Genomic DNA, 12,307 nt, shown 5'->3' with positions numbered 1-12,307 from the left:
TTATGCCCCTTTAATCATCGTCAGCAACATTTTGAATGCTTTTACTGCCTGTAAAGCATGAGGAACATTAGCCGGCATAATGATTGATTCCCCTTGTTTAAGTAGATTTGGATTTCCGCCGATACGGATTTCCACTTCTCCTTCAAGTACTTGTACCATTGCATCAAAAGGTGCAGTGTGTTCTGTTAAGCCTTGTCCCTCGTCGAAAGAGAACAATGTGATATTTCCTGCCGTATTTTTAAGCACTTGCTTGCTAATCACACCACCTTTAGAGTAATCTATCAGTTCATCCATTTTCAGGATTGTACCTTTTGTAAATAATTCGTTCATATTTTTAACCCTTTAGTATTAATGATACCCTAAAGATAATCTCTTTGTACATCTTGAATTTGTACCTATTGTTACATCTCATTTAATTAAATCATTAACTTTGCAAGCATACGAAATATGAAAGTTAATTACCATGAATAAACTGATCCTTTCTGCCCTGATAATAGTATGTAGCTATAGTCTTGCTTTAGCGCAAGGAAAAGCACCTAAATGGATGAATAAAAGCCGTAAAGCAGTTCTTACGGTCACGACATTTGATAAAGACAACCGGCAGTTACATACAGGAATAGCTTTTTTTGTGTCTGAAAACGGGGAAATATTATCTTCTTATTCATTATTTAAAGGAGCAGCCAGGGCACAAGTAACAGATCCGGACGGAAAGAGTTATTCAGTTGAACGGATATGGGGAGCAGATGAAGTCTATGATATTATCCGGGTTCAGGCTTCAGTATCCAAAAAAGTTGAATTTTTACCCGTAGCCAATGATCCGGTGCTAACAGGTTCTCCCGTTTATTTCCTGCCTTTCTCAACCGACAAGAAGCCTGTTTTCAAAGAAGGTCAGATTGTAGAAGTTAGTAAACTTTCCGGAGCATATAGCTACTATAAAGTTTCTATGCCTTTAGCTTCAAAGGATGTAAATACTCCTATACTTACAGCTACAGGAGAAGTGATCGGTCTTGCGCAAGAAGACGCATCAGGAAAAAACGAACAATCTTATGCTGCTTCTGCAGGATATGCACATAGTCTGCGTATCGGTTCGACGGATTTCTTGAGTTCAACGTACAATTCGATTGCAATAAAGAAAGCCTGGCCGGAGGATGCAGAACAAGCATCTGTTGCCTTGTTTATCGGAAGAAGTACACAAACACCACAACAATATTTGGAAACTGTAAACGATTTTATAGCGACGTTTCCAAATTCACCGGATGGTTATACAACACGCGCTTCTCATTATGCTGTTTACAGAAAAACGTTGGCTTCTTCTTCGACAGATGAAAGAACTTATTTAGACAAAGCATTGGAGGATATCAATACGGCTGCTCGTTATTCTAATAAACCGGGCGATGCAAATTACAATCGTGCCAAATTGATTTTTGATATTGCTGCTACGGATTCGACAATTACGCAACAGGGATGGAGTGTAGATGATGCATTAAATGCCGTTAATCAGGCTATATCGGAAGATGATCAGCCGGTTTATCGTCAACTGCAAGGAGATATTTCTTTCTATCAACAAAAATTTGAAGATGCATATAACGCTTATATGAAAATAAATGAATCCGATATGGCTACGGCAGAGACCTATTATATGGCTGCTAAAGCAAAAGAAAATATAACCGGATTTAATATTGGAGATGTAATTGCTTTATTAGACAAAGCAATTGAAAAAACAGGAACTCCTCCGGGAGCTACTGCTGCAACCTATATTCTTGAACGCGTGGAATGGAAAATGAAACTGATGATGTATGCGGAAGCCGTTGCAGATTATGACTTATATTATAATGCAGTAGGAGGTAGGGTAGAAGCCCCTTTTTATTATTATCGTGAACAGGCAAAATTCCGTGCAGGAGATTTAACGGGAGCATTAGCCGATATTCAGCAAGCTATAACGATGGATTCTACTCCTGATTATCTAGCAGAGGAAGCCTCTGTTTATATTCGTCTTGAAGACTACACAAAAGCAATGGTCAGTTTAGATAAAGCATTAGATAAAGCACCGGATTTTGCTTCATGTTATCGCCTGAAAGGTATTTGCCTGATTCGTCAGAACAAGAAAAATGAGGCTTGTGAGGCTTTCAATAAGGCAAAAGAATTAGGCGATCCATTAGCGAATCGCCTAATCCGTGAACATTGTAAATAAGTTCATTCTGTATCAATAGACCTGACGGGCTATTTGTTGTACGCTATCTGTCGCCATCATAGTGTAAAAATGCAGACTTGGTACTCCTTTTGAAATAAGATCCTTACATTGTTGTATTCCCCATTCAATTCCGACGGCTTTAGCATCGTTGTCTGTTTTACATTTTCTTAGTTCGGAAGCCAAAGGTTCCGGGATTTCTGATCTGAAAATACGAGGTAGTACTGTTAATTGATTTTTCAGAACGATCGGTTTAATTCCGGGGATAATCGGAACTGTTATACCTTCCAAACGCAGACGGCCAACGAAGTCATAATACTTCTGGTTGTCGAAAAACATCTGAGTAACTAAATAGTCTGCACCATTTTTCACTTTTTCTTTAGCATAGAAAATATCCGACTCCATATTAGGCGCTTCTTCATGTTTTTCGGGATAACAAGCCATTCCATAAGAAAACGGTGTTTCGTTTGCTTCAAAGGTAGAACCGTCAATAGCAATACCTTTGTTAAAATTATTTACTTGTTCTTGCAGGTCAGTCGCATAATTGTGATAGACATTCGGATCTGTAATCGGATCAAGTTTTTTTATATCACCACGCAATAACAACAAATCATATACTCCAAGGAAGTTTAAGTCTATCAATGCATACTCAGTTTCATCTTTTGTAAAACCTTTACATACAATATGGGGAACCGCCGTGATTTTGTATTTGTTTTGAATAGCCGATGCGATTGCTACAGATCCCGGACGCTTTCTGACATTAACCTTTTGTATTGTTCCGTCAGGAAGGGTTTTGTATATATTTTCACTATGATGAGACGTGATATTTACATACTTAGGATCAAAATCCAGTAACTTATCTATTACATTATAAACCTTCTGAATACTGTTTCCTTTCAGAGGGGGAAGTATTTCGAACGAAAAAGCTGTTTTTTTACTGTTATTTATAAGATCGATAACTTTCATATTACTATAAATTTTCAGGCAAATGTAACGATTATACTTCTAAATAGCTTACTTTTGTAATTGTTAAATCATAGAACGATGAGATATGGAAAATGTTAACTGGTCTGATCTGTCATTCGGATATATGAAGACTGACTATAATGTACGGTGTTATTTTCGTGATGGTAAATGGGGTGAATTGGAAGTTTCATCTTCCGATATAATCAATATCCATATGGCAGCTACATGCCTCCATTACGGACAGGAAGCTTTTGAGGGATTAAAGGCTTTCAGAGGAAAAGATGGAAAAACCCGCGTGTTCCGTATGGATGAAAATGCGAAACGCATGCAGGCTTCCAGTCGCGGAATTATGATGGCCGAATTTCCTGTCGAGAAATTTGAAGAAGCAGTACGGAAGGTTGTAAAATTGAATGAACGTTTTATTCCTCCCTATGAGAGTGGTTCTTCCTTGTATATTCGTCCGCTTTTAATCGGAATCGGAGCGCAAGTCGGAGTAAAACCGGCCGATGAATATCTGTTTCTTGTTTTTGTAACTCCTGTAGGACCATATTTTAAAGGAGGATTTAAACCGGCACCTGTATGTATCATGAGAGATTATGATCGTGCTGCGCCGCATGGAACCGGAACTATAAAAGTAGGCGGTAATTATGCTGCAAGTATGGTAGCCGGCGAAAAAGCGCATAAAGGAGGTTATGCTGCTGTACTCTATCTTGATCCAAGAGAAAAGAAATATATAGATGAATGTGGTCCGGCTAACTTCTTCGGTATTCGTGGCAACAATTACATAACTCCTGCTTCTCATTCCATATTACCATCAATTACGAATAAAAGCTTGATTCAACTTGCTCAGGATATGGGCTTAACGGTAGAACGCCGTCCGGTTCCTATTGAAGAACTGGCAACTTTCGACGAAGCAGCTGAATGTGGAACTGCAGCTGTTATTGCTCCAATTTCACGTATTGATGATTTGGATGAGAACAAATCCTATGTTTACTCTAAAGATGGAAAGCCCGGACAAGTTTGTGAACGTTTATACAACAAACTCAGAGGTATCCAATACGGAGATGAACCGGATGTACATAATTGGGTTTCAATTATTGAATAATCAGACTAATGATCTGATATAATTTAAAAATCACTGCGATACTTTTATAAATATCGCAGTGATTTTTAAATTCTCAAAAAAGGGGAATCATATAAGAAAGCTTTACGCTAAGAACCTGACTCGAAGATTTTGGAAAATAATCCTCTTTCCGGCTACCATATATATCACCAAGTGCATAGGAATAACGTCCTTCAAGACTAAACAATCCTATTCCTGTTCTAAGTTCAAAACCCGGACCGCCGCATAAACCCCATGCAAATTTTTTCTCAACAGCCATATTGTGTTGTTCTGTCACACGATCGCTGATTTCTGCTCCATTTATGTTTTGCGAAGTACTTTCGCTAAGCATATAGCCGATCTTTGGTCCGAGATTAATAAAAAAACGAGCTTTTTTGCCTCCAAAAAAGATGTGCGTGAGGAATGGAAGTTCCAGATAATTAATTGTTCTTGAATATTTATAGTTTGGATTAGATGACTCTGAAAAATCCTCATCCCAACCATTTTGACTATAATTAAGTTCAGCCTGTAAACCGATGTGATTCTCGGTGTTCCAACGAACGATAGCACCGCCCATATAACCCATTAGTTGTTTAGTCTTCACTTTCGGAGCAAAAGAAACAGACGAAAAATTAGTTCCAAAAGATGCCCCAACAAAAAACTCCTGATTGAATGTGTTCTGAGCTTTGACAATAGAAATACTCAAGAACCCCAATAGGGTAAGTATAATTATCTTCTTCATAAGTTTACATCTTCACGGGTTATAGTGAAATCGCTTCGATAATGCACTAAAAACAAATGTGTATTAACAAAACCTCCCCAGTTGTTTACACGGTGCAGGTCAAAACTTGTCTGAATTCCATTATAATTGATTTTTGAAGGATTATCTTCAAAATTAGTTCCGTTCTTATATAATGAAGTCAAGAAATACATTGCCGTATCAAATCCCAATATACCATATTTAGGATACGAATTAAAAAGAGATTTAGAGAACCATGTTCTGTATTTTAAATGGAAATCGCGTGCCTCCTTAGATATATTATCTACGTAAAAGTTAGAATAAATATAAGTGTTCAGCGCAAAGAAATCATCTAAGCATTCACGCATATAAGTCTGCCATTCAGGATAACCATACAATGTTAATCCGTATTCGGGATTGGATTCAGATATACTTTTTAGTGGTATTCGGATTTTATTCAAGGCCTCCAATGTACCCGAATAAGGAATTACGACATTACGTTTAGTGCTGTCTAATAAAGTCAGAAGATCATCGCTAAACGTTTCCGACTTTAAATTATAATCAGTATAAGTCAGATTCCGTAATTCCATCTCTGTTTTAAGCGCTTTGATATAATCAGTCTTGTTTTTTGAATCATTCGTGTTTATAAGAATAATATTATACTCTCCAAACAGACGACAACCCGCCTGAGCAGCTTTTGCATATAAATAAGAATGAGGAGTATTCACCTGAAAAACGTAATTGTTCGATAATACATCATCATTGCGTGAGGTGAAAGGTATGACATATTTTATCTCCTGTTTTTTTGCAAAATCTGCAATTAATTTTATCTGATCATTCTGGACACCTCCAAGAATCAGGTTTGCCTCTTTGAGCTCTTTATTCTTAAGAACATCTTTTGTCTTCTTCGTTCCTTCCCCGATATCATAGACCGAAAGAGAAACAGATATTCCCTGGTTTTTAAGACTGTCGATTGCAAGCAGAAAACCTTCATAGTACTCCAGCGTACGAAGAGCTGCATCAGATCCGGCATTCCCGTCAGCCATAAAAGGCAGAAGAACAGCTACCTTCAAAACGTTTACCTTATCTATCTCTTTAGGTGTACTCAACAATGCGTTTACATCTCTTTCCTGAAGTTGTTCTACCGTCGTAGTTACTGTTTCCTCAGCCTGAATAGGGATTTTAATTGTCATACCTGTTTTCATCCCGTTTTTAAGTTCCGGATTTCTTTTAATCAATTCAGAACTTGAAACATTAAAACGTCTGCAAATACTATACATTGTTTCACGACGTTTCACGCGATATTCAATTTCTTTCGTAACAGTCTTTATTTCTGTTGTCGGCAGGTCATCAATATTTGTTGCCGGAATTCGGATTGTTTTTCCTATTGTAAACGTTTCAACAGACAATCCGGGATTAGCATCCACTATTCGCGTAGCCGGTATATTATATTTCAACGTTAAAGAATATAATGTTTCTTTAGGTTGGATTGTATGGTAGGTATATGCATCACTTGCTTCTCCGGTATCTGAAGAAGTGCCTTTTTGCGGAATGATCAGGATCGCTCCGGCTTTGATAGACTCTTCGCTGCCCGGGTTAAGTCTGTAAATATCTTTTTCACTTACTCCATACATCGTTGCTATGGAATAAACCGTCTGTCCTCGCTCGATTGTATGATGAAATATATTACTACCCGCAACGTTATTAGTAATGACCGTGTTGTTCTGCTGCGAATAGCCGGAAAGTAAAGATAAACTTAATAAAAACAGTAGTATAATTATACGTGTCTTGTTCATGTTCTGATAGGATATTTAGGGCAAAGATAGTGTAAGTCCGTATAAAATACTAATTTTGGAAACTAATTACAGGGCTTGAATATGTTTAAAAAAAGATTAATAAGTATAGGTTTTTTAATCATTTTATTACTGGTTTCGCTTAATGTATGTGCCCAATATACGGTAACAGGAGGAACTGGCATTCCGTTATTAGCAGAACAAAACACCAATAATGATATTGATGTTTATTTAGTTTACGGCATGTCGGGGGTAGAGATTAGTTATACTTCCGCATCCACTTCCCACCAATGGTTTCGCTACAAAACAAAAGCGCTGGATGCAGAGCCAATAACAGCCGAACAAAATGGAACAACTTCCGTTTTGAGAAATGTAGAAGAGGGATATGGGTATTTTGTTAAGGAATCGACAGGTTTTACAAAATACATCTGGATTATAGATTATAGCAAATATCAGGTTGAATTGACTAATTTCCAGGTCTCCGAAAAACTTAGCGGTTGCAGTGGTGTAAAATTAGAAGGAGAAGGCAATATCGCTTTGCTTCATTATTTTACACCGATGGGAAATCAAACAGTATTAGACCGTAAATTCGAACTGAAATATACTACTTTAGAATGGGCGGAAGATTCTTATTTTCTCAATTCTATCCCCCAGACAGATACAATTCAGGGAAATCCCTTTGATAAATTTTTGAATAATACACCTTACACAGATACCAATTTTACACTAAGCGGAGATTTATTTGCCCGTCATTTTGGCGTAGAACAATCTGTTTCTTCAGACCTATATACAGCAGTAGCTCTGTTAGTAAAAGCAGATACTACTTTGATTATGGAAGACGACAGAGTTGCTAAGTCTTCTGATGATGGGGTTTTCTCAGCCCCTCTAAATATACGGTTTACGGCTTATGCCAATGAACCCGTAGCGAACAACTTTACATGGAAAATATACTTGGTAGAAGATTCGGCTCAATTCACTGTAAACTTTCGGGGAAGTGAATTTGACTATACTTTTGAAAAGGAAGGAAAATACAAAGCTGAATTAACGGTATTAGATCGTACCGGAAGCTGTGTAAACACGGATTACAGTTATGACTTTGAAATAAGTAAATTTTTCTGGGATGCCCCGAATGTGTTTTCTCCCGGAGCTTCTCCCGGTATAAACGATGAATTTAAAATTACCTACGAGTCTATCGTTTCTTTTAAAGGATGGATATTTAATCGTTGGGGAAATGAAATATTCCATTGGACAAACCCGGATTTGGGTTGGGATGGAAAAAAGGGAGGAAAGTATGTTGCTCCCGGAGTGTATTTCTATGTATTAGAGGCCAAAGGATCGGATGGTAAAACCCATAAAAAGACGGGAAGTATCAGTATTTTACGATCTAAAACAGAAAGAGATGAAATTATTGAGTAAACAAAAGATTAGTTATTTAGCCGGAGCTTTTATTTGTCTTTCGGCATGTATTTCTTTGGGATCAGATGATTCAGGTAAAATAAACAGTAAAAGCGTAGGTCCGGATGGAAAGGATATTCATCAGGCAGTCACACTGAATCCTGAAATACCGACCTCCGTTTTATTCTGTGGTGAAAATATAGATATTACCCGTTACAATATGCATGAAGGACTTGACCGGGAACTCTCGAGTTTTACGTATTTTCATTCTACTACGATGTTGCTGATCAAACGTGCTAATCGATATTTCCCTGTTATCGAACCAATATTGAAAGCTAACGGTATCCCCGATGATTTTAAATATTTAGCTGTAATCGAAAGTCATTTGGATCCTCAGGCTTCTTCGCCGGCGCGTGCAGTCGGTATGTGGCAATTATTGGAAGGTACGGCAAAGGATGGAGGGCTGGTTGTTGCGGGTACGGTAGATGAACGCAGACATGTAAAGAAATCAACAGAGGCTGCCTGTAGTTATTTAAAGAAAGCATATGCAAAATACGGCAGTTGGGCAGATGTTGCGGCATCTTATAATGCCGGAATGGGGCGTATTTCCGGTGAACTCCAGAAGCAAAATGCAGATAATGCATTAGACCTCTGGTTAGTAGAAGAAACTTCCAGATATGTATATCGGATGATTGCCATAAAACAAATTTTTGAAAACCCTTCAAAATATGGCTTTGTACTGAAAGCAAAGGATTTGTATAAGCCTATCCGAGTAAATCAGGTAAAAGTTTCTTCGGATATCCAGGATCTGGCTTCATTTGCACAAGAAAACGGAATAACTTATGCCGATCTAAAACGTTTCAACACCTGGTTAAGGGATCGTAAATTAGTAACAGGTGGAAGAACTTATTATATAGACATTCCCGAATTAAAGGACTTATTTTATAATACACCGAATACTGTTGTTCACGATCCGCGTTGGGTTTTTGAGCAATAAAAATATTGATAGTATTTGAAAAAAAAATATAACCTTTATAATTGGAAAAATATCCTTTATTTTTCCAAAAATAACCTTTATATTTTTAGGCGGTTTTATTCCTTGATTTTCAACATGTAAAAAATGGGCTGTTTTTATAGAAAATCAAGCCTCGAATTGCCCGTATATTTCAATGTGACATTGTAGTAGAACACCTTCCACAGAAGAGGGTGTATCTTGTTTGTTTTCTGAAAAAGCGAGCCGAAATATTGTGTATATTTGCATCAATCATATAAAAAGATGAATGATAGTACTGTATTAGAAGAAGGCCTGATATCCGTTTTGGGCGCTCGTGTTCATAATTTAAAAAACATCGATGTTGAGATTCCCCGCAATAAGCTTTCCGTGATAACGGGAATGAGTGGTAGTGGCAAATCTTCTTTGGCATTTGATACGATCTTTGCCGAGGGACAACGTCGTTATATTGAAACTTTTTCTGCTTATGCACGTAATTTTTTAGGTAATATCGAACGGCCTGATGTGGATAAAATAACGGGGTTAAGTCCGGTTATTTCTATTGAACAAAAGACGACAAACAGAAATCCGCGCTCAACGGTGGGGACAACTACCGAAATTTATGATTTCCTGCGTTTATTATATGCAAGGGCAGGGGAGGCATACTCTTATTTGAGTGGAGAGAAGATGGTCAAATATACTGAGGAGCAGATATTGGATTTAATTCTTGATCATTACAAAGGAAAGAAAACATATATATTGGCTCCCTTGGTAAGGAATCGTAAGGGACATTATAAAGAATTGTTTGAACAAACCCGAAAAAAAGGATTTCTGAATGTGCGTGTGGACGGTGAACTGCGTGAAATCATACATGGCATGCGCTTAGATCGTTACAAGATGCATAGCATTGAGGTGGTTATCGATAAGATGGTGGTTTCGGCTACTGACGAGAAACGCTTGAAGGAAAGTGTACGGGTAGCGATGAAGCAGGGTGACGGACTGATTCTTATCTTAGATGCCGACAGTAACGAGGTGAGGCATTATAGTAAACGTTTGATGTGTCCTGTGACCGGCTTATCTTATAGTGAGCCTGCACCCCATAATTTTTCTTTCAATTCGCCACACGGTGCTTGTCCTAAATGTAAAGGACTGGGTATTGTGAATCTTTTAGATATGGAAAAGATTGTACCGGATTCATCATTGAGTATTTATAATGGTGGTATCGTGGCACTTGGAAAATATAAGAATTCATTGATATTCTGGCAGATCGATGCCATATGTGAAAAGCATGGCGTAACGGTCAAAACACCTATTAAGGACATTCCCGAAGAAGCTATTGATGAAATTCTGAATGGCACGGATGAACGGTTGCACATAAAAAACGAATCGCTCGGTAATTCGAATTATTTCATCAGCTATGAAGGCGTTGCCAAGTATATTTTGATGCAGCAGGAGAGTGAAGCCTCTGCTTCTGCACAAAAATGGGCTGGTCAGTTTATCAAAGAAACGATTTGTCCGGAATGTAATGGCGACAGACTTAACAAAGAGGCGCTGAATTACCGGATTGACGGGAAGAATATAGCGGAGTTATCTAAAATAGATGTTTCCGAACTTTATGAATGGTTAGAAGGAATTGAAGAACGTATTAATGATAAGCAGCGACAGATTGCTATTGAAATATTAAAGGAAATACGTTCCAGACTGAAATTTTTACTGAATGTAGGTTTAGATTATTTAGCATTAAATCGTGCGTCAGCCTCTTTATCCGGTGGAGAAAGTCAGCGTATCCGTCTGGCAACCCAGATTGGCAGTCAGTTAGTGAATGTATTATATATCCTTGATGAACCAAGTATCGGTCTTCATCAGCGCGATAATGTCCGATTGATTGACTCACTTAAAGAACTTCGAGATACGGGCAATTCGGTTGTGGTTGTCGAACATGATAAGGATATGATGCTGAATGCGGATTATATTGTTGACATGGGACCTAAAGCCGGTCGTCTGGGAGGAGAAGTTGTTTTTGAAGGTACGCCCGAAGAGATGCTTAAATCCGATACGATGACCTCTGCTTATCTGAATGGGAAAATGAAAATAGAAATCCCCAAGATACGTCGCAAAGGAAATGGCTCTTTCATTAAAATAATCGGAGCAACGGGGAATAATCTTAAAAATGTTACGACAAAATTCCCTCTTGGCACCTTGATTTGTGTAACAGGAGTTTCCGGAAGTGGCAAGTCCACACTGATTAATCATACGCTTCAGCCAATCATCAGCAAACAGTTCTACAATTCATTGGCAGAGCCGTTACCTTATAAATCAATTGAAGGAGTAGAACATATCGATAAAATTGTCAATGTAGATCAATCTCCGATTGGAAGATCTCCGCGAAGCAATCCGGCAACTTATACCGGTGTGTTTTCGGATATCCGCAACCTGTTTGTGGAACTTCCCGAGTCCAAAATGCGGGGTTATAAACCCGGACGTTTTTCATTTAACGTTTCCGGTGGTCGTTGTGAAACATGCAAAGGAAATGGATATAAAACAATAGAAATGAATCTCCTTCCGGATGTACTTGTTCCATGCGAAGATTGTCAGGGGAAAAGATATAACAGAGAGACGCTGGAGGTTCGTTTCAGAGGTAAATCTATTGCCGATGTGTTGAACATGACGATCAATATGGCGGTAGAGTTCTTTGAGAATATTCCTTCTATTCTCTCGAAAGTCAAGGTTTTACAAGATGTAGGCTTGGGATATATTAAACTGGGTCAACCTTCTACTACGCTTTCGGGAGGTGAAAGTCAGCGGGTAAAATTAGCTACAGAACTGGCAAAACGAGATACCGGGAAAACCTTATATATCCTTGATGAACCGACTACCGGACTTCATTTTGAGGATATACGTGTACTATTGGGTGTTCTGAATAAATTAGTTGATAAGGGGAATACGATTATTGTTATTGAACACAACTTAGATGTCATTAAGAGTGCGGATTACCTGATTGATATTGGTCCTGAAGGCGGACGAAAAGGTGGTGAGATACTTTTTGAGGGAACTCCGGAAGAAATGGTTACTTCAAAAACGAAAAGTTTCACAGCTCCCTTTTTACGAGAAGAATTAAAAAATAAATAGATAA

9 protein-coding genes are annotated in these 12,307 nt (G+C 38.1%); 5 read left to right on the top strand and 4 right to left on the bottom strand.

Features of this window, described 5'->3' with window-relative positions:
* Positions 1–330 (bottom strand): cupin domain-containing protein, encoded by a 330-nt coding sequence (locus PHT93_RS06000; RefSeq protein WP_300240687.1) that lies wholly within the window; start codon positions 328–330, stop codon positions 1–3.
* Between the two features lie 133 nt (positions 331–463).
* On the opposite strand from PHT93_RS06000, the gene PHT93_RS05995 reads away from it, so the two are divergent.
* Complete coding sequence (locus PHT93_RS05995; protein ID WP_300240685.1) at positions 464–2,191, top strand: serine protease; 1,728 nt, start codon at positions 464–466, stop codon at positions 2,189–2,191.
* Positions 2,192–2,203: 12 nt separating this feature from the next.
* Here PHT93_RS05995 and PHT93_RS05990 read toward each other — a convergent pair whose 3' ends face one another.
* Positions 2,204–3,154, bottom strand: a complete 951-nt coding sequence (locus tag PHT93_RS05990) for a methylenetetrahydrofolate reductase (RefSeq protein ID WP_300240683.1) — start codon at positions 3,152–3,154, stop codon at positions 2,204–2,206.
* A gap of 85 nt (positions 3,155–3,239) precedes the next feature.
* Here PHT93_RS05990 and PHT93_RS05985 point away from each other — a divergent pair, with 85 nt between their 5' ends.
* Positions 3,240–4,259, top strand: a complete 1,020-nt coding sequence (locus PHT93_RS05985) for a branched-chain amino acid aminotransferase (RefSeq protein WP_300240681.1) — start codon at positions 3,240–3,242, stop codon at positions 4,257–4,259.
* Between the two features lie 73 nt (positions 4,260–4,332).
* Here PHT93_RS05985 and PHT93_RS05980 read toward each other — a convergent pair whose 3' ends face one another.
* Both PHT93_RS05980 and PHT93_RS05975 read right to left on the bottom strand, forming a co-directional pair.
* Positions 4,333–4,998 (bottom strand): porin family protein, encoded by a 666-nt coding sequence (locus tag PHT93_RS05980; RefSeq protein ID WP_300240679.1) that lies wholly within the window; start codon positions 4,996–4,998, stop codon positions 4,333–4,335.
* On the bottom strand, positions 4,995–6,791 hold the full coding sequence (locus PHT93_RS05975; protein ID WP_300240677.1) for a LysM peptidoglycan-binding domain-containing protein: 1,797 nt from the start codon (positions 6,789–6,791) through the stop codon (positions 4,995–4,997). The genes PHT93_RS05980 and PHT93_RS05975 overlap by 4 nt, the downstream gene beginning before the upstream one ends.
* A gap of 81 nt (positions 6,792–6,872) precedes the next feature.
* On the opposite strand from PHT93_RS05975, the gene PHT93_RS05970 reads away from it, so the two are divergent.
* The 3 genes from PHT93_RS05970 to uvrA all read left to right on the top strand — a co-directional run bounded on the left by PHT93_RS05970 (position 6,873) and on the right by uvrA (position 12,303).
* On the top strand, positions 6,873–8,204 hold the full coding sequence (locus tag PHT93_RS05970; RefSeq protein WP_300240676.1) for a gliding motility-associated C-terminal domain-containing protein: 1,332 nt from the start codon (positions 6,873–6,875) through the stop codon (positions 8,202–8,204).
* On the top strand, positions 8,188–9,180 hold the full coding sequence (locus PHT93_RS05965; protein WP_300240674.1) for a lytic transglycosylase domain-containing protein: 993 nt from the start codon (positions 8,188–8,190) through the stop codon (positions 9,178–9,180). The genes PHT93_RS05970 and PHT93_RS05965 overlap by 17 nt, the downstream gene beginning before the upstream one ends.
* A gap of 279 nt (positions 9,181–9,459) precedes the next feature.
* The gene (uvrA, locus tag PHT93_RS05960; protein ID WP_300240672.1) at positions 9,460–12,303 is read left to right on the top strand and encodes an excinuclease ABC subunit UvrA; all 2,844 of its coding nucleotides are present in this window, start codon (positions 9,460–9,462) and stop codon (positions 12,301–12,303) included.
* The last annotated feature ends 4 nt before the right edge of the window (positions 12,304–12,307 follow it).

The organism is Massilibacteroides sp., assembly GCF_028705895.1.
GTDB lineage: Bacteria > Bacteroidota > Bacteroidia > Bacteroidales > Tannerellaceae > Massilibacteroides.
The sequence above is the reverse complement of the archived record's forward strand: the minus strand, read 5'-3'. Positions and strand labels throughout refer to the sequence as shown.

What these genes read in the sequence shown, in the direction of transcription:
- PHT93_RS05990 (WP_300240683.1), bottom strand. Translation starts at nt 3,154, where the DNA reads ATGAAAGTTATCGATCTTATAAATAACAGTAAAAAAACAGCTTTTTCG.
- PHT93_RS05980 (WP_300240679.1), bottom strand. Translation starts at nt 4,998, where the DNA reads ATGAAGAAGATAATTATACTTACCCTATTGGGGTTCTTGAGTATTTCT.
- PHT93_RS06000 (WP_300240687.1), bottom strand. Translation starts at nt 330, where the DNA reads ATGAACGAATTATTTACAAAAGGTACAATCCTGAAAATGGATGAACTG.
- PHT93_RS05985 (WP_300240681.1), top strand. Translation starts at nt 3,240, where the DNA reads ATGGAAAATGTTAACTGGTCTGATCTGTCATTCGGATATATGAAGACT.
- PHT93_RS05965 (WP_300240674.1), top strand. Translation starts at nt 8,188, where the DNA reads ATGAAATTATTGAGTAAACAAAAGATTAGTTATTTAGCCGGAGCTTTT.
- uvrA (WP_300240672.1), top strand. Translation starts at nt 9,460, where the DNA reads ATGAATGATAGTACTGTATTAGAAGAAGGCCTGATATCCGTTTTGGGC.
- PHT93_RS05970 (WP_300240676.1), top strand. Translation starts at nt 6,873, where the DNA reads ATGTTTAAAAAAAGATTAATAAGTATAGGTTTTTTAATCATTTTATTA.
- PHT93_RS05975 (WP_300240677.1), bottom strand. Translation starts at nt 6,791, where the DNA reads ATGAACAAGACACGTATAATTATACTACTGTTTTTATTAAGTTTATCT.
- PHT93_RS05995 (WP_300240685.1), top strand. Translation starts at nt 464, where the DNA reads ATGAATAAACTGATCCTTTCTGCCCTGATAATAGTATGTAGCTATAGT.